The following is a 17,321-nucleotide window of genomic DNA, read 5'->3' as shown; positions in this document are numbered from 1 at the left end:
GCCGATGGGTGTAACCGACGCCCCCTTCCACCCGAATGGAAACAGCAGAGGCAGGCAGGTCCGCCATATCCTCTATTCGGGAGCGTAACATGCGTTTTTGGCTGGCCGCCGCGATCGCGGTCCTGATGCCGACCCTCGCGGCCGCTCAACCCGCCGCTCGGCCGGTCGTGGGCGAACTGTTCACCTCGGAAGGCTGCTCATCCTGTCCGCCCGCGGACGCTCTGGTCGCCGAACTGGCGCGGACACGGCCCGACCTGCTGCTGCTGACCTTCCACGTGACTTACTGGAACAACCTCGGTTGGCACGATCCCTACTCATTCGACGCCGCGACACAGCGGCAGCGCCACTATGTCGCACGCGGTGTGTCCCCCGAGGTCTACACCCCGGCGCTGATCGTGGATGGCAAACGCGACGCGGTGGGGTCTGATCCGGCGGCGGTTGACCTCACCCTGCGACAGGCGGCGGCAAACCAGGAAACCGCCGCACGGATCGACATCCAGCGCGGGCCAGAGGGTCTGACCGTTTCGGTCGGCGCCGGCACCGGCAACGGGACGTTGCTCCTGATCGGCTACGATCGCTTGCACCGGACCGCCGTCGGCCGCGGCGAAAACGGCGGACGCACGCTGGAGGAAGCCAATATCGTCCGTTCGATGTCCACCCTCGGCGCGTGGTCTGGCACGCCGGTTCACCTGCAGGTGCCTTCCCCCGCCGGACAGGATGTCGCCGTCCTCCTGCAGCGCGACGACGGACACATCGTGGGCGCCGCGGTTGCCCGTGCGCCCTCCGGTTCATCGTGATCGGCGCCGTCGCTCATTCCTCGACAGTTTCTCTCCGGGACCACCTGACCATGCACATGGATGATCGAAGCCTCTGCGTTATGCCGCCGATCCTGCGCGCCAAGCGCTACCGAGCACCCTCGGCCTTCACGCCGGAGAGCCTGTTGCGCGAGGCCCGCCGCCAGAAGGACGTGCCCGACACACCGGTTCCCGCGATCTGCATCCTCGATCCGGACGGCGACATCGTGCGCTACCTGCGCGCCGCGGACCGAACGCGGCCTGTCCCAGGCTGGGCCTGCTACCACAGCGCGATGGACCGCTTCGATCACGGCGGCCGCGAATACGGGATCGTCGGCTGCGCCGTCGGCGCGCCATACGCCGTGCTGGTGGCGGAGCAATTGTTCGCCTCCGGTTGCCGCCTGCTTATCAGCATCACCTCGTCAGGCCAGGTCACCACGCTGGGTCCGCCGCCCTACTTCATCCTGATCGAGCGGGCACTGCGCGACGAGGGCACCAGCTATCACTATCTGTCCGCCGGGTCGGACTACGCCGAGGCCGATCCGGTCCTGCTGTCGATTGTGCAAGGCGCGCTGGAAAAAATCACCGATCCAGTGGAGCGCGGTGCCACCTGGACGACCGACGCCCCCTACCGCGAGACACAACAAGCAATCGCCGCCGCTCGGGCCGAGGGCATCCTGGCCGTCGAAATGGAGGCCGCCGCCCTTTACGCGTTCGCCGAGGCGCGCCGCAAGCCGGTACTCTGCTTCGCGCACGTCACCAACCAGATGGGCCAATCCGGCGATTTCGAGAAAGGCGAGGCCAACGGCGCGACGGCGTCGCTCGCGCTCGTCGACGCCGTCGCCGAGGCTTATCTGGGCGCGCGGACCTGACGCGGCCGGCGCTTGGCATCGTGGTGCGGCCGTACTAAAACGGGATACGGTATGATCAGTCACGAAACGATCGCCATTCCGTTTTGAAGGGGCAGCGTCATGACGCCTTTCGCTGAGATCCTTGCGCTGGCCGCGGAGCGGAAAGGGGGCGTACCGGCACTCGAGCGGATCCTCGCGGCGACCGCGCCACGGTCGCCGGCTGAGATCGCATCGACACCCGACGATCGAATTCTGGCCGAAATGACACGGCGCATCTTCTACGCTGGATTTTCGGCAAAGGTGATCGACGACAAGTGGCCAGCCTTCGAGAAAGGCTTCAACGGATTCGACCCCAAGGCCTGTGCATTCATGTCGGAAGAGCATTTCGACCGGTTGATGCAGGACCGGGGAATCGTACGCAACGGGGCAAAGGTCAAGTCGGTTCAGATCAACGCCCAATTCCTGCTGACGCTGAAAACAAGCCACGGCAGTGCCGCCCAATTCTTCGCGAACTGGCCGGATGCGGACTATGTGGGTCTCTTGGATGTCCTGAAGAAGCGCGCCAGTCACCTCGGCGGGGATGCCGCCGGCCGGTTTCTTCGGGCAATCGGCAAGCCGGCCTTCATCGCAACACCCGATATGGTGGCAGCGCTGGTTCGCGAGGGCGTCATCGACCACCCGCCGACCGGCAAGCGGGACCTTTCGACCGTGCAAGCCGCGTTCAACCGCTGGTCCGAGGAATCGGGCCGGGATTTGACAGCCATCAGCCGCATCCTTGCCATGACCGTTGACTCGCAACCAGGTCCGGCGCCGCATCGGAAATCGCGAACGGTGTAACCTAATCGCCCTGTCTTCCGAACAAGGTCACGGAAGCATCTTCGGAGGCGTGACGATGACCAAACGACGCGAATTGCTCGGGATGACAGCCTTGGCGGGTGCCGGGCTCTATTTCCTGTTGCCTCGGCATCGGGCCGCGACCGCGGCACAGTCCGCCGTCTTTCCCGTGATGCACACCGACGCCGAGTGGCGGTCCCTCCTCAGCCCGGCAGCTTACGACGTACTCCGGCACGAAGGTACGGAACGCCCGTTCTCCAGCAAACTTGACTTCGAAACGCGCGGCGGCACGTACGACTGCGCCGGATGCGACCTGCCGGTCTTTTCATCGGCAACGAAATACGACAGCCACACCGGCTGGCCCAGCTTCTGGCAGCCGCTGGCGAATGCGGTCGCGGAAACCAATGACACCAGCTTCGGTATGGCCCGCACCGAAATCCACTGCGTCCGTTGCGGTGGACATCTTGGTCACGTGTTCCGCGATGGCCCGGCGCCCACTGGTCTTCGCTATTGCATGAACGGCGTCGCGATGACCTTCAAGCCAGCCTGAAAAAATGGAGCGACCTAAAATGTGGAATTTCCGGACTCTGTTACGCATGTCGGCCATTCCGGCGGCCGCTCTGCTCGGCGTCTACCTGCTGGGTCCCTCCGGCGGCACCGCCGCCCAAGGCGCCGATCTCAACCAGAAATTGCCCGCCCCGCTGGTGGATGAGACCCCATCCGGGTCCGGCACCGAAACGCTGACCCTCGCCGGCGGATGCTTCTGGGGTGTCCAGGGCGTGTTCCAGCACGTCCGTGGCGTCGTCAACGCCGTATCCGGCTATGACGGCGGCACCGCCGCCACGGCGGAATACGAGGTCGTCAGCAGCGGCACCACGGGGCACGCTGAATCGGTGCGGATCACCTACGATCCCCACGTCATCTCCTATGGCCGTCTGCTGCAGATATTCTTCTCGGTCACCACAGACCCGACACAACTCAACCAGCAGTATCCGGACCGGGGGACGCAGTACCGGTCGGAGATTTTCACGGCAACTCCCGAACAGGCCCGGATCGCCAAGGCGTATATCGCCCAACTCGACCAGGCCAAAATGTTCCCGAAGGCGATCGCGACGCAGGTCGGGCAGGATACCGGCTTCTACCCGGCCGAGGCCTATCACCAGAACTACCTGACCCTGCACCCCGACAGCCCATATATCGCGGAATTCGATCTGCCGAAGATCGGGGCGTTGCAAAAGGTCTTCCCCGCGGACTACCGGCCCGATCCCGTTCTGGTAGCCAAACGGAACTCCTGAGGGGGTATCATGTTTCTCATCCTCGCCGCCTATCTGGGCGGGGTGCTCACCATCCTGAGCCCCTGCATCCTGCCCGTGCTGCCGTTCGTGTTCGCGCGGTCCGATCAGCCCTTCAGGCGAAGCGGCCTGCCAATCCTGGCCGGCATGGCGATCACCTTCGCCGCGGTCGCCTCCCTCGCCGCCGTCGGTGGCGGATGGGTCGTCGAGGCCAACTACTACGGCCGCCTCGCCGCCATCGTTCTCATGGCGCTGTTCGGTATCACCCTGCTGCTGCCGCGGCTCTCCGAGAGGATGACGCGCCCCATCGTGGCATTGGGCGCCCGCCTGTCACAAACCGCCGGGAATGAAGGGGCGACCTTCGGCTCCTCGCTGGTCCTGGGTGTAGCCACGGGCCTGCTATGGGCGCCGTGCGCCGGTCCGATCCTCGGGCTGCTGCTGACGGGCGCGGCCCTGAACGGCGCCAGCCTCGGCACGACGTTCCTGCTTCTCGCCTATGCCGCCGGCGCCGCGACGTCCCTGGCCGTTGCCCTGCTCATCGGCGGCAAAGTCTTCACCGCCATGAAACGATCGCTCGGCGCAGGCGAGTGGATACGCCGCGGGCTCGGCATTGCCGTCCTCGCCGGCGTTGTCGCGATCGCCACCGGCCTCGACACCGGATTGCTCGCGCAAGTCTCGCTGGCGAGCACGAACGGGGTGGAGCAGGCGCTGGTCGATCGCCTTCATGCAACCCCGAATACCCCGGTCATGAAAGCCGGCCCGACCATGATGATGGCCGCGGCACAACCGCCCGCCGCGTCGCTGCCGGTCGAAGGCCAACTTCCGTCTCTCGCCGGCGCGGTCGATTGGCTGAACAGCCCGCCGCTGACCGCGGAATCGCTCCGCGGCCATGTCGTCCTGGTCGATTTCTGGACCTATTCCTGCATCAACTGCCTGCGCACGCTGCCCTACGTCGAGGCATGGGCCAAGAAGTACCATGACGAGGGCCTGATCGTCATCGGCGTTCACGCACCCGAATTCGCCTTCGAGCGGAACATCGACAACGTCCGAGCCGCCGTGAAACGCCTTGGCATCGATTATCCCGTAGCGATCGACAACAACTATGCGATCTGGCGCGGATTCAACAACGAGTATTGGCCGGCGCATTACTTCATAGACGCCGATGGCCGCATTCGTTCCCATCATTTCGGCGAAGGCGATTATGCCGAGTCAGAACACGTGATCCAGCAGCTTCTGCGTGAGGCCGGGCACAAGGACATCGCCTCAGGCACCGTCTCGGTCGCCGGCAAAGGTGTCGAGGCCGCCGCGGACATGACCGATGTCGAATCCCCGGAGACGTATATCGGCACCGATCGCGCCGAGAACTTCGCCTCCCCTGGCGGTGCGGACCAGGGCCAGGTCCACCCCTACACGGCGCCCGCGACGCTGGCGCTCAATCGGTGGGCGCTGACCGGCGATTGGCGCGTTGGCGGCCAGGACGCCGTCCTCACGCAACCCGACGGCGGGATCACCTATCGCTTTCACGCGCGGGACCTGCACCTGGTCCTCGGGCCTGCTCCGGATGGCAAGCCGGTAAAGTTCCAGGTCCTGGTCGATGGCCATGCGCCGGGCGACAACCATGGTGTCGACACCGACGCCGACGGCAACGGTGTCATCAACGCGCAACGGCTATATCAGTTGGTTCGTCTCGCCGGCGGCATCGGCGACCACACGTTCGAGATCCGCTTCCTCGATCCCGGCGCGACGGCCTACTCGTTTACGTTTGGCTGACCCGATGCCGCCACCGCACGGTGGCGCTCCGCGAAGCGGTCAAGATCAACCGCCGTGCACGATGCTTACGCATGAAAGCGCAACAATCGGCGGCGGAGGTTGGTTTGGCGGAACGGGCAGGGGACGCGGCGGTTCTTCGATGGGCGGCACCTCCTCCGGACCCGGATCGGGAATTTCCGGAGGCTGGCCTGGCGGTTTCACAGGATCGGATGCGGCCACACCACGGCTCGCCTTCTCCGGCACTTTCCCCGGCCGCCACGGCGGATCCAGGGTCTTGTCCGCCGCCTCCGGACCACCCCGCGTCTCGCTCTCCGGTCCGACCGACCGCCTGCGAGGATCGCCCAACGCCGGTTTCCCTTCCGTCTCGGCAGCGGGATCGGCAGCAGGAATATCGTCAGGCGCCATGGTACAACTCCTTCGTTGCGATAGCGTCGCCGCACGCCAATACGCCAACGTACCAGTTGAATTCCGCTGGGCGCGTCACGCTCTAATACCGGCCGCCGCTGTGGCCGACTCTCAATCCGTCATGGCCAATTGATTCGTCATGGCCTCAGTCCATTCGTCATGGCTCAGTCCATTCGTCATGGCCCGGCGAAGTCCGGGCCATCCGCCCCAGTAACGTGCTGGATCAGTTGTCCCAGGCCTAACGCCAGACCCATGTATCAACGGCAGCCGGTACAACGCGCCGCGCGTGCTCGGGTTGCCCATGATGCACCTGTCTTCATCGGTTCGGCATAGCGTAAACTGCCTGCTTTCCCACATGTCTCACAGAAAGTTCAGGCTTGGCTCTCAGCCTTCCCGATCCGCGAGAATGCCAGATTAAGCGCTCTTAGCTGCGCTTCGCTCAGATCGTCCAAATTGAGGAATTCTTGGCGAGCCTCCGGCAAACTGCGAATGATTTCGTTCAATTTGGCGTTGATGATGTCCGTGTCCCGGTTCTGGCTCCCTTGGATCACGAAAACCATGAGGAATGTCACGGCACTGGAAATTGTGTTCATCACCAGTTGCCAAGTATCCGACCAGTGAGCGATAGGGCCCGAGATTGCCCATGCCATCACCAGCAACGTCGCGATCACAAACGGAGCGATATGGCCTGTCCTGCGCGCGGTTGCCGCGGAAAATCTAGAAAAGGCACGGGCAGTCACTGAAGTCGGCACGCTTCGCTGCCGGCTCACGCTGGGTATCTCTCTCATCCTTAAAGTTCCTTATCGAAATCAAGGTTTGGCCGGGCATTCGGCATGACGATCGCCGCACTTGGACAGGATGCGCCGAATCTTGTTCCAGCAGGCGTCCGGGTTCGCGGCAACATTGCGCCACAGCTCTCGCCATTGCAGGTACCGAGGGGGACAATTCCGCAAGTGCCGCATTGATGCGTCCATATGCTTTCGCGCCGGAACGGATCCACAAAAACTGGCACTTCTTTTTCAACGCACGTCCCGATTTGCCGAAGGCGCTGGTCGTGGGTCGCGAGCGGGCCTTCCTTGCCTGGCTGTTTCAAGCAAAGGCCCATAATCCCACGGCAATCGACCCACCTGCTCTCGGCGTATACGTCCGCTGCTATTCAGCGCCAGGGGCATGGCGATGTGGCGTCGCCTACTACTTAGGGCTCGCCGGGGAATAAGCGAATTGTCCGGCGAACGCCGCCGGCCTCTCATCGTCATGGCGGGCGAAGGCCCGCCATCCACGCCTTGCTGTGTAGGTCTCGAAAAAGGCGTGGATGGCAGGCCTACGCCTGCCATGACGGGACTGGGCGACAGTGCAAACATCGAAGCATTTGTTTATGTACGAAGCCTTAACGGCCATCACGCTACGGTTTGGCGAGAATCCGTTCCAGCTCATCATACGCCACAGGTTTGACCAGGTGATGATCGAACCCCGCCTCGGACGCCAGGTTCTTGTCCCGCTGCTGGCCCCAGCCCGTCTGCGCGATAATCAGCGCATCCTTGAACAGATCGTCCTGGCGGAATGCACGGCAGACGGCGTACCCATCCATCACCGGCAGGCCGATATCCAGCAAAATCGCATCCGGCCTGAAATCGCGCGCCGCCTGAAGGGCTTGCCGCCCGTCATGCACCAGATGGTATTCGTGCCCGATCTCTTCCAGCATCCAGCCGACTGTCTGGGCAACCGCGATGTTATCGTCCACGACAAGCACCTTCAGCGGCCGGGTTGGCGCCGGTCGAGCGGCTATCTGTTCCGCTAAAGGCGGCGTTTCCACCTGGTAAGCCGCCAGCGGGATGCGGATCGTGAAAATGCTGCCCTGGCCTGTCCCGGCGCTCTCCGCGCGGACCGATCCGTCATGCATTGTGACGAGCTGCTTGACCAGCGCGAGGCCAATCCCAAGCCCGCCTCTCGCACGATCGGTATGGCTTTCCACCTGGGTAAACAGTTGGAACACTTTCGACTGCATGTCGGCGGGAATACCCAGCCCGTTATCGGACACGGCGATCACCGCCTCGTTGCCATCGGTCCGCAAGGACAGACCGATGCGGCCGCCTTCCGGCGTATATTTGGCCGCGTTGTTCAAAAGGTTGCCAACCACCTGAGCCAGGCGTGTCAGGTCGCCATCCAGCCAGATCGGCTCAGGCGGCACATCGACCGTCAGGGAATGCCGAGCGGAATCGATCAGCGGCCGGCTTGATTCCAATGCTGAACGAACAACGTCCACAGCCTGGATTCGCTCCTTGCGGAGTTCGATCTTGCCCTGGCTCACGCGCGAAACGTCCAGCAGGTCGTCGATCAGGTGGACCAGGTGCACCAGTTGCCGGTCCATCATCTGGCGAATTTCCACCGCCTCCGCGCTGTCGGGATTTTTGCGCAGGATATCCAGCCCGTGGCGAAGCGGCGCGAGTGGATTGCGCAGCTCATGCGCGAGGGTGGCGAGGAATTCGTCTTTGCGGCGGTCCGCTTCCTCCAGCGCGTCGGAGCGCGCTTTCAGTTCGTCACGCTGGATAGCGATCTGCTGGCGCTGACGATAAAGCTCGAAAAACACGTCGGCCTTGCTGCGCAGGATGTCGGGTTCGATCGGCTTGTGAATGAAGTCCACGGCGCCGGCCTCATAGCCGCGAAAGTGCCGTTGGCTATCGGCGTTGCCCGCCGTCACGAAGATGATTGGCACCCGGCGCGTGCGTTCGTTGCCGCGCATCAGTTCCGCCAATTCGAAGCCGTTCAGGCCCGGCATCTGCACATCGACCAGCGCCAGCGCGACGTCGTTTTGCAGCAGCAGTTCCAGTGCCTCGTCACCCGAACGTGCTTTCAGCAACACAAGCCCGTCGCGGCGAAGCAGGGCTTCGAGTGACAGAAGGTTTTCCTCCAGATCGTCCACCAGCAGAAAGCAAACGGGGCTCATGATCGGTGTCATGTCTTTTCAACGTCCTGTAGGTAGGCTGCAATCTCTTCGAGGGACATAACGCGGGCGTTTGGACAGGCAGCGATGGCCGCCGCGGGCATGGCCGAAGCATACGCGCCTTCGGGACTCTGCACGATGATGGTGCCGCCCGCGTCGGCGACGGCCCTCAGGCCTTCTGCCCCGTCCTCATTGGCGCCCGTCAGCACGATCGCGATCAGGTCTGCGCCGTAGGCATCGGCAGCGCTTTCGAACAGGACGTCAACGGACGGCCGCGAAAACAGGACCGGTGCATCACTGGATAGTGACAGGCTTTTGTCCGGTTCCACCAGCAGGTGGTAGTCCGGCGGCGCAAAGTAAGCCGTGCCGTCGCTGATCGGTTCTTTGTCCTCCGCCTCGCGGACCTCGATGTTGCACTTGGCCTGGAAGAGTTGGGCGAGAATGCCTTTGTTGTCGGGCGGCACATGGACGACGATGAGCATGGGCACCTCATAGTCGGCCGGCAGCGACGGAAGGATGACTGACAACGCCTCAACCGCACCCGCGGATGCGCCAATCACGATCGCTTCAGCCGATGTTCCCATCACTCAGTTCGCTTTTGATAGATTTTCTCTTCCCGCACGCAGTCCGCGAATGAATCCGCATGGTTGGAAAACCGCATGCTTTCCTTCGATCCGAGTCCCAAAAAACCCTTCCGTGTCAGCGAATCCTTGAAAAGGCCCAGCGCCCGGTCCTGCAAGTCGCGATCGAAATAGATCAGAACATTCCGGCAGGATACCAGATGCATCTCGGCGAAAACCGCGTCGGTCACCAGGCTGTGATCCGAAAACACGACCTGCCTGCGCAGGCTTTTATCGAATGACGCCTTACCGTAAGCCGCGCTGTAATAGTCGGACAGCGACGATTTCCCACCCGATTTCCTGTGATTTTCCGTGAACATCTGGATGCGGTCGAGGTCGTAGATTCCGGCTTCCGCTTTGCCGAGTGCATCCTGGTTGATATCCGTCGCATAGAATAGCGTGCGTTGCTCCAGACCTTCTTCGCGGAAAAGGATGACGAAGGAATACAGTTCCTCGCCGCTGCTGCAGCCGGCGATCCAGACCTTGAGCGACGGATAGGTACGCAGGTGGGGCACCACCTTCTCACGGATCGCTCGGAAATAGGACGGATCTCGAAACATTTCGCTGACCTGGATGGTCAGGTAACCCAATAGCCGGCCAAGCATCCCGGGATCGTGCAACAGGCTTTCCTGCAGCGCGGAAAAGCTGCGAAACCCCATCTGCTCACGCGCCTGTTTCAAGCGCCTCTTAACGGACGCCCACGCGTAATGGCGGAAATCGTAATGGTACCGTTGATATAGCCCTTCCAGCAGCAGTTGGATTTCGATGTCCTCGATTTTCTTTTCAAGCATTCGACTCTCTCATCGCGGCATCCAGACGCGCACAAGGGAGAGAAGCTTTTCAACGTCCAGCGGTTTCGCCATGTAGTCATTCGCCCCGGCGTCGATGCAACGTTGCTGGTCGTCGGGCATGGCTTTCGCTGTCAGCGTGATGACCGGTAGCGCTTTCCATTCGGGCCGCTTTCGGATTTCGCGCGTGGCGGTCAGCCCGTCCATCACCGGCATCATGACGTCCATCAGAACAAGATCGATCGCATGGCCGGGCAGCGTCGTGGATTTATTGAGGATATCAAGCGCCTCCTGGCCATTTCGGGCAATTTCGACACGGGCGCCGCGGGGCTCAAGGATATTGGTCAGCGCGTAGACGTTCCTGACATCGTCCTCGACGACAAGAATGCGCCGCCCTTCCAGGATGGCATCCCTGTTCCGCGCCTTGCGAATCATTTTCTGTTGTTCAGCGGGCAACTCCGAAACGACCTGGTGAAGGAACAGCGTCACCTCATCCAGCAGCCGCTCCGGCGATTTCGCGCCCTTGATGATGATCGATCTCGAGTAACGGCGCAGCCGCTGTTCATCGTCCGGCGACAGCTCGCGGCCGGTGTAGACGATCACCGGCGGGAAGGAATACGCGTCCTCGCGGCTCAGCGTCTCCAACAAGGAATAGCCCGAGGCATCGGGCAGGGAGAGATCAAGCACCATGCAGTCGAATGTTTGCTGCCGGAGAAGCTCAAGGCATTCGGCAGCCGTTCCCGCGGTCACTGTTTCGACGTCATGCGACGTCAGCAACTTTCCGACCGCGGCGCGCTGGACATCGTCATCCTCGACGATCAGCACGCGATGCATGCGCTGGGACAGTCTCGCTTCCAGTTTCTTCAGCACATCAACCAGTTCGTCGCGTTTGACCGGTTTCAGCATATAGCCGACGGCGCCCAGCGACAGGGCGGTTTGCGCGTGATCGCCCGCCGACACGACGTGGATCGGAATATGCCGGGTCAGGACATCGCGTTTCAGGCGGTCCAGCACGGAAAGCCCCGACTGATCCGGCAGACCCACATCCAGGACGATCGCGCTCGGCATGTAGTGTTTCGCGAGGTTCAATGCCTCCTCGGCGGTGCCGGCGATCAGGGATTGGAACCCCATCTCGCGCGACAGGTCACGCAGAATACCGGCAAAGGCCTCATCGTCTTCGACAACCAGTAGAATGCGCTTGGTGTCCGTCAGCGTATCGCGGTCATCCTCCACTTTGCGCGAAACAGGCGCTGGTGCGGACGCGGGGGCCATCGCCCGCTGCACGACAGGATCGGTTTGGATGCTGATACTGGGCTCGCGCGGCGACACCTTGGCCGGATCATAGGACTCCGGGATCACGATCGTGAACGTGCTGCCTTCGCCTTCACGGCTCCGCAACGCGATGGATCCGCCCAGAAGGCGCACCAACTCGCGCGATATCGAAAGACCCAGGCCGGTGCCGCCATATTTGCGGTTGATTGTTCCATCGGCCTGGCGAAACGCCTCGAACACACTTTGCTGCTGTTCCTTCGATATGCCGATGCCCGTATCCGTCACCGAGAACGCGATTCGTCCATGGCCCGACCGGTGGATCGCCAGTTCGACCTTGCCTCTTTCGGTAAACTTGAAGGCGTTGGACAGAAGATTCTTCAGCACCTGTTCCAGCCGCTGGACATCGGTATCGATCGCCGCCGGACATTCCGCGGCGATGTCGATTTCGAATGCCAGGTTCTTTTCCTGCGCGATGGGCTGAAAGATCTGCTGGATATCCTTGCTGAGGCGTTCGAGCGACAGCATCTCGGCATTGATATCCACATGTCCCGCTTCGATCTTCGACAGGTCGAGGATATCGTTGATCAGGTTCAGCAGGTCGTTGCCGGACGACTGGATCGTCTTGGCGAATTTGACCTGTTCATCGGTCAGGTTGTCTTCCGCATTGTCCGCGAGCAACTTGGCCAGGATCAGGGAAGAATTCAGCGGCGTGCGCAATTCATGCGACATGTTGGCCAGGAAATCGGATTTGTATCGGCTCGCCTGCTCCAATTCCCGCGCTTTCAACTGCACCGCCGCGGTGGTTCGCGCAAGATCGTCACGCTGCGCTTCCAATTGTTGGGCTTGCTCTTCAAGCTGTGTGTTGGTCTGTTCCAGTTCCGCCTGCTGCTGCTCAAGCCGAACCTGCGATTCTTTCAGTGCTCTGCTCTGCTCTTCGAGTTCCTCGTTTGAGACGCGCAACTCCTCGCTTTGAACCTGAAGCTCCTCGGACTGGCTCTGGGTCTCTTCCAGCAGCTTTTGCAGCTCGGCGCGATAGCTTGCGGAACGAACCGCCACGCCAATGGATTCCGAGGCCCGATCCAGAAGGGCCAGGGTGTCTTCGTTCACCGGGTTGATAAAGCCGAGTTCGACGACGGTGTTGACCGCGCCATCGACACTTGCGGGCGAAATCACCAGGTGCCTGGGTTTGTCCTGGCCAAGCGCCGAGGCGACCGTCAGATAGCCGTCGGGCACATCCCGGATGATAAAAGGCCGGCCTTCGACGGCAGCCTGGCCAAGCAATCCCTCCCTCGGCCTAAACCCTTCGGGCATGTTGGCATCCGCAGGAACGCCGTATGTCGACACCCGCCGATAGGCGTCGCCATCGCCGACAAAGACCGCGCCGGCGTGCGCATCCAGGTACCGCGCCAGGAATCCCAGAATGTTGCCACCGATCTGCTCCGAACGCTGATCGCCTAGCATCGCCGAGGACAGCCCGACCTGGCCCACCCGCAGCCAGTCCTGCCGCTGGCGGGCGATCATCGCCCTGCGGATCAGGAAGCCGACGATCGCGGTCAGAACGATGCCCAGCAGGCACGACAGGACACTGCCGGCAAACGCCGTCTTGTAGGCGTCCCTCATTTCGACGAGCCGTGTTTGGCGCAGCTCGGCTTCCTCCTGACCCATGGCCCCGAGTTGGGCGCGGACCGTGTCCATTTCGACCTTGCCACGATCGGTCTCGACAACCGACAGAGCGGCTGCGGCGCCCTGCGCACGGCGCAAATCGATGGTTTGCTTCAGCTCCGCGAGTTTGGCACCGATATGCAGCTTCAGCGGCCCGATCCTGTTCTGCTGTCTCGGGTTGTCGCGCGTCAGCTCGGACAGCGCGTCGAGCTGTGAGGTGACCGCCAGCAGGGCTGCATTGTATGGCTCAAGATAGTGCTCATCACCGGTCAGCAGGAAACCCCGCTGTCCGGTTTCCGCGTCCTGGACGGTGGACAGCAATCCATCGAGGGTCGCGACAATCTCATGGGACCGAATGATCCCTTCATTGTCCTCCCGGAGGGTCCGGATATTGAAGTAGGCGACTGCGCCACTGATCAGAAAGAAGACGAGGGCGGCTGCGAGGCCAAGCGAGACGCGTGGGTCCATCCCCGATTTGCGCGTCGGGGTGGTGGGTACGGCCATCTGGTTCATCAGGACTCTCGTCAGCGTTTCATCAGGGCGGTGGGGCAGGCAAAACCATTGAATCAGAAACCCTTGTACAAATTTTGGAACGCGCGAGCCAGTAGGCTCGCATCAACATGTGCTGAACCTCTTGCTTCGTTATCGCTCGGCGTCTCTTGGTTCGTCATGCCCCGGCGTCTCTTGATTCGTCATGGCCCGGCGCCAGTCAGTCCGGGCCATCCGCCCCAGTAAGGTACAGGATCAGATGGCCAGGACGTCGCTGGCCCAAAACGAGGCTGATGTGTCAACATCATTCGCCTGACGCGGGTCCGCGCACAGCCCGGCCTTCCCCTACCCCCCGGCGAGAATGGCAGCCGCCGCGTCCGCGAACACCTGGCATCCCAGGACGATGTCCGCGTCGCTGGTGTCTTCGGCGTAATGATGGCTGATTCCGCCAATACTGGGCACGAACAGCATGGCCGAGGGCAGCACCTGCGACAGGATCTGCGCATCGTGGCCGGCACCGGAGGGCATCGGCTGGTGCAACCCCGGCGCATGCCGCTCCGCCGCAGCGGTCAGGGCAGCCTGGAATCCGGGGTCCATCGCACTGGGTGCGGTGGTGCTGCGATAGGCCACGGACACCTCGCACGGGCCTTTCGCCGCTTCGGCCAGCAATTCGGTCAGGGCAGCCTCCAGGGCGTCCAGCGTGGCCGGGTCGGTATCGCGAAACTGGAACACCAGTTCGGCGCCCCCCGGCACGATGCTGGCCGCGCCCGGGTCGAGCTTGATATCGCCCGTCGTCCACACCGTCCGAGGCCCGGCGATCCGCGGGAACCGCTCTTCGATCGCAGCGACCAGTTTCACCAGTGCAACACCGGCATCCTTGCGCACCGACATGCGCGTGGTGCCGGCGTGATTCTGCTGGCCCTTGAACAGGATGCGGAACCGGCGGCTGCCGACGATGGCGGTGACGATGCCAAGGCGAAGATGGTGGTCCTCCAGGTCGGCGCCCTGCTCGATATGGGCTTCCAGGTAGCCGAGATACCGTGCCGTATCCACCGTCTGCCGAGGCCGGCCGGAAAATCCCGCCTCACGCAACGCGTCGCGCAGGGATGTGCCGGTTTCCCGGTTGGCGCAGGTGTCGATTTCCGCCTCGGTCAGCAAGCCGCAGAACGATCGGCTGCCGAGGAAAGAGCCGTAATGGCCTTCCTCATCCGCCCAACTGCCGACGTCGATGCCGCGCCCCAGACAGCGGGCGGTTTCCAGCCCGTACAGCACGCCCATGACGCCATCCAGCCAGCCGGCGTGGTTCTGCGTCTCCATGTGGCTCCCGGTCAGCAGTTTCCGTCCTGGCGCTGGATCGCGCCCATAGATGTTGCCGATGCCGTCGATCGAGGCGTCCAACCCGGCCTCGGTCAACCGGGCGGCGAGCCAGTGGCGGGCATCGACGTCCTGTGGCGAGAATGTCGGGCGGTGGACACCGGTCTTGTATTTGCCGATCTCCCGCGCCGCGTACAGGTCGCGCAACAGACGGTCACCATCGATCGCAGGCATGCTCGGGCTCCATTTTATCGGCGTGGGCTTCGGTGGCCATGCGCCGGGCCTCTTCCAACGACCAGCCCGCGGTCACACACCCCGGAAAATCCGGGAACGCGACACCGAACTCGCTGGTGACGTCCTTACGCAAAGGGGCGATGTAAGCGCTCATGGGATTACCCCAGTTTCATCACGCGGAACCCGCCCGGGGCCGTCCAGCACGCGGCATGGGGGCAGGGGCCCCCATGCCGCGTGTGGGTTACTTGACGGAAGAGTACGGGGTCGGGCCGAGGATGTAGTTGGTAACCTTGGCAACGATGGCGCCGTTTTCCTCGGTCTTGGCGCGCGCGGCGTGCCATTCCGGGTCGGCCTGGAAGGCATTCCACTTCTTCTCGCGGTCGGCGAGGGATTCCCAGGCCAGCATGTAGTACAGCGTCATGTTCGACTCGCCGATCACCGTGGTCCAGAAGCCGGCCTGCTTGATGCCGTGTTTCTCCCAGATTTTCAGGGTGATGGTGCTAAAGCGCTTGTTCAGGTCCGGCAGTTTGCCGGGGACGCATTCATAGATCCGCAGTTCGTAGAGCATGGTTTCCCTCCCATGGGGTTGAGACCCTTGGAGTGTGCGGCGGGCGCGACGATGGGGCAAGAAGGGGGGTGAGAGGCGATCCCGCCCGATCGGTGCGTGTCATTGCCGAGCCGCAGGTGGTTTCAATTCATCACAGCGTTTTTGCGGCCGGGAAGCCGATGGTATCGTGGCCCGTATCAACGCTAATTCAAGCGTGAGACCCGTGGGGAGTTATTCCAACCATTACCGCGCATCGTTCTCTTGCGCCTGTGGCCATCAGTGGTCGGCGTGCCGCGCCCCATTCGCCTCAGGCGCATGACATTGGAGGGTGATTGTGATCTATCTCCCATGTTCTGTTGATAGAAGATGGGGTGAGTTTGGTGGGTAGCGAGTTACCGTCTTCCATTGAGCGCAGTCGCGTGATCGAGAATGCACGTGCCGGTTCAGCGTTAGACGCTGCCTATGTTGTTGCCGACTTCAACAGACGATGTCGCATGCTACGGGAGGAACTAATTGATCTGGAGAAAACTATCAGCGGATTGGTACCAAGCGAAGTCGAGACTGTGAAACGTAAAGCCAATGCGTTGCATGCTGACGAGGGATACTTTGGCGAGAGGCATTGGACTGATAAGAAACGGGAGGAAATCTACAAGGAAATGCGAGATCGGCATCCTGGATTCGGGCCGTCTTCGTACGAACTTGCGTTGCATCGCGGTATCATTGCGATGCGGTAATGCGGCTTGCTTCATCGGCTCTCTGGTCGAATGCCCGGACTGAATCGTGGCACGCTTCGCTCGGGTCAGCCGTCGAAGGCACGGGACATCTCACCAGAGCCATTCCCCTCAAGTCGTTGTACCATAGGGTCTTTCATCATATGGATGATTGATGCGAAACCGTTAAGCAGGGCGGGGATAGACAGCATGGATGCGGGTAAAGACGCGGGTGACGCCCGTTGGTCCCTTCTGGAAGGCGAACGGATCATCTGGTCGGGCCGACCTTCTACGGGCTGGCTGTTTACGGCAGCGATTTGTTTCTGATCCCATTCAGTTTGTTGTGGGGCGGGTTTGCTGTCTTCTGGGAGGCAGATGTGTTCAGGTCGAGCGCACCGCTCATATTCCGCCTATGGGGTATCCCGTTCGTGCTGATGGGATTGTATTTCATCGTCGGCCGTTTTGCGCTCGATGCCTGGTTACGGGGGAAGGCACGTTATGCGGTCACCAACCGTTGAATTTTGATCGACCGATCCGCGCCGTGGGGCAATTTGATTGCACTCAGCCTCGATCGCTTGCCAGAGGTCCAAGTGAGTCAAAGGTCGAATGGGCGTGGGACAATTCGATTCTGAATAGTAACGACTATTTGGGGCAGAGCCGCGGCAGGTTCGGGAGCTGGTCGTCAGCGCTCGACCCAACGCCGCAGTTTATTGCGATCGACGGCGCACAATACGTGTTCGACCGGATCCAGCGAGCTGTCCGGGGCGATATCTGAACCCGTTTGTCCTGTTTTATTCT

17 protein-coding genes are annotated in these 17,321 nt (G+C 62.0%); 8 read left to right on the top strand and 9 right to left on the bottom strand.

Annotated elements, in window-relative coordinates; translation table 11 throughout:
• Positions 1-89 precede the first annotated feature (89 nt).
• The 6 genes from GSQ89_RS22425 to GSQ89_RS22400 all read left to right on the top strand — a co-directional run bounded on the left by GSQ89_RS22425 (position 90) and on the right by GSQ89_RS22400 (position 5,541).
• Positions 90-797, top strand: a complete 708-nt coding sequence (locus GSQ89_RS22425; protein WP_158929410.1) for a thioredoxin family protein — start codon at positions 90-92, stop codon at positions 795-797.
• Between the two features lie 56 nt (positions 798-853).
• Positions 854-1,666 (top strand): nucleoside phosphorylase, encoded by an 813-nt coding sequence (locus GSQ89_RS22420; protein ID WP_158929409.1) that lies wholly within the window; start codon positions 854-856, stop codon positions 1,664-1,666.
• Between the two features lie 99 nt (positions 1,667-1,765).
• Positions 1,766-2,482, top strand: a complete 717-nt coding sequence (locus tag GSQ89_RS22415; RefSeq protein WP_158929408.1) for a DNA-3-methyladenine glycosylase I — start codon at positions 1,766-1,768, stop codon at positions 2,480-2,482.
• A 55-nt stretch (positions 2,483-2,537) separates the two neighbouring features.
• Entirely contained in the window at positions 2,538-3,029 is a 492-nt protein-coding gene (msrB, locus tag GSQ89_RS22410; RefSeq protein ID WP_158929407.1) for a peptide-methionine (R)-S-oxide reductase MsrB, read from the top strand.
• A 19-nt stretch (positions 3,030-3,048) separates the two neighbouring features.
• The gene (gene msrA / locus GSQ89_RS22405) at positions 3,049-3,774 is read left to right on the top strand and encodes a peptide-methionine (S)-S-oxide reductase MsrA (RefSeq protein ID WP_254073317.1); all 726 of its coding nucleotides are present in this window, start codon (positions 3,049-3,051) and stop codon (positions 3,772-3,774) included.
• Between the two features lie 9 nt (positions 3,775-3,783).
• On the top strand, positions 3,784-5,541 hold the full coding sequence (locus tag GSQ89_RS22400; protein ID WP_158929406.1) for a cytochrome c biogenesis protein DipZ: 1,758 nt from the start codon (positions 3,784-3,786) through the stop codon (positions 5,539-5,541).
• A 45-nt stretch (positions 5,542-5,586) separates the two neighbouring features.
• Here the strand turns inward: GSQ89_RS22400 and GSQ89_RS22395 are convergent, their stop codons facing one another.
• The 9 genes from GSQ89_RS22395 to GSQ89_RS22355 form a co-directional block, all read right to left on the bottom strand.
• A complete protein-coding gene (locus GSQ89_RS22395) occupies positions 5,587-5,946 on the bottom strand; it encodes a hypothetical protein (protein ID WP_158929405.1) in 360 nt (119 codons plus the stop codon).
• A 371-nt stretch (positions 5,947-6,317) separates the two neighbouring features.
• Positions 6,318-6,734, bottom strand: coding sequence for a low affinity iron permease family protein (locus GSQ89_RS22390; RefSeq protein WP_158929404.1), 417 nt, complete (start codon positions 6,732-6,734; stop codon positions 6,318-6,320).
• Positions 6,735-7,348: 614 nt separating this feature from the next.
• On the bottom strand, positions 7,349-8,890 hold the full coding sequence (locus GSQ89_RS22385) for a response regulator (RefSeq protein ID WP_158929402.1): 1,542 nt from the start codon (positions 8,888-8,890) through the stop codon (positions 7,349-7,351).
• Positions 8,891-8,898: 8 nt separating this feature from the next.
• On the bottom strand, positions 8,899-9,471 hold the full coding sequence (locus GSQ89_RS22380) for a chemotaxis protein CheB (protein ID WP_158929400.1): 573 nt from the start codon (positions 9,469-9,471) through the stop codon (positions 8,899-8,901).
• Entirely contained in the window at positions 9,471-10,298 is an 828-nt protein-coding gene (locus tag GSQ89_RS22375) for a protein-glutamate O-methyltransferase CheR (RefSeq protein ID WP_158929398.1), read from the bottom strand. Before GSQ89_RS22375 ends, GSQ89_RS22380 begins: the two co-directional genes overlap by 1 nt.
• 9 nt (positions 10,299-10,307) lie before the next feature.
• The gene (locus GSQ89_RS22370; protein ID WP_216856331.1) at positions 10,308-13,742 is read right to left on the bottom strand and encodes a response regulator; all 3,435 of its coding nucleotides are present in this window, start codon (positions 13,740-13,742) and stop codon (positions 10,308-10,310) included.
• A 321-nt stretch (positions 13,743-14,063) separates the two neighbouring features.
• The gene (locus GSQ89_RS22365) at positions 14,064-15,266 is read right to left on the bottom strand and encodes a hydantoinase/carbamoylase family amidase (RefSeq protein ID WP_158929396.1); all 1,203 of its coding nucleotides are present in this window, start codon (positions 15,264-15,266) and stop codon (positions 14,064-14,066) included.
• The gene (locus GSQ89_RS22360; RefSeq protein ID WP_158929394.1) at positions 15,247-15,420 is read right to left on the bottom strand and encodes a type II toxin-antitoxin system HicB family antitoxin; all 174 of its coding nucleotides are present in this window, start codon (positions 15,418-15,420) and stop codon (positions 15,247-15,249) included. The genes GSQ89_RS22365 and GSQ89_RS22360 overlap by 20 nt, the downstream gene beginning before the upstream one ends.
• Positions 15,421-15,507: 87 nt before the next feature.
• On the bottom strand, positions 15,508-15,834 hold the full coding sequence (locus tag GSQ89_RS22355; RefSeq protein ID WP_158929392.1) for an NIPSNAP family protein: 327 nt from the start codon (positions 15,832-15,834) through the stop codon (positions 15,508-15,510).
• Between the two features lie 398 nt (positions 15,835-16,232).
• Between GSQ89_RS22355 and GSQ89_RS22350 the strand changes: the two genes are divergently transcribed.
• Both GSQ89_RS22350 and GSQ89_RS22345 read left to right on the top strand, forming a co-directional pair.
• Positions 16,233-16,547, top strand: a complete 315-nt coding sequence (locus GSQ89_RS22350) for a hypothetical protein (RefSeq protein ID WP_158929390.1) — start codon at positions 16,233-16,235, stop codon at positions 16,545-16,547.
• Between the two features lie 218 nt (positions 16,548-16,765).
• Positions 16,766-17,041 (top strand): hypothetical protein, encoded by a 276-nt coding sequence (locus tag GSQ89_RS22345; protein WP_158929388.1) that lies wholly within the window; start codon positions 16,766-16,768, stop codon positions 17,039-17,041.
• Positions 17,042-17,321 lie beyond the last annotated feature (280 nt).

The sequence above is a fragment of the Acidisphaera sp. S103 genome (genome assembly GCF_009765975.1).
Classification (GTDB): Bacteria; Pseudomonadota; Alphaproteobacteria; order Acetobacterales; family Acetobacteraceae; genus Rhodopila.
Note: the sequence above shows the minus strand (reverse complement) of the source record. Positions and strands in the feature narration are given on the sequence as shown.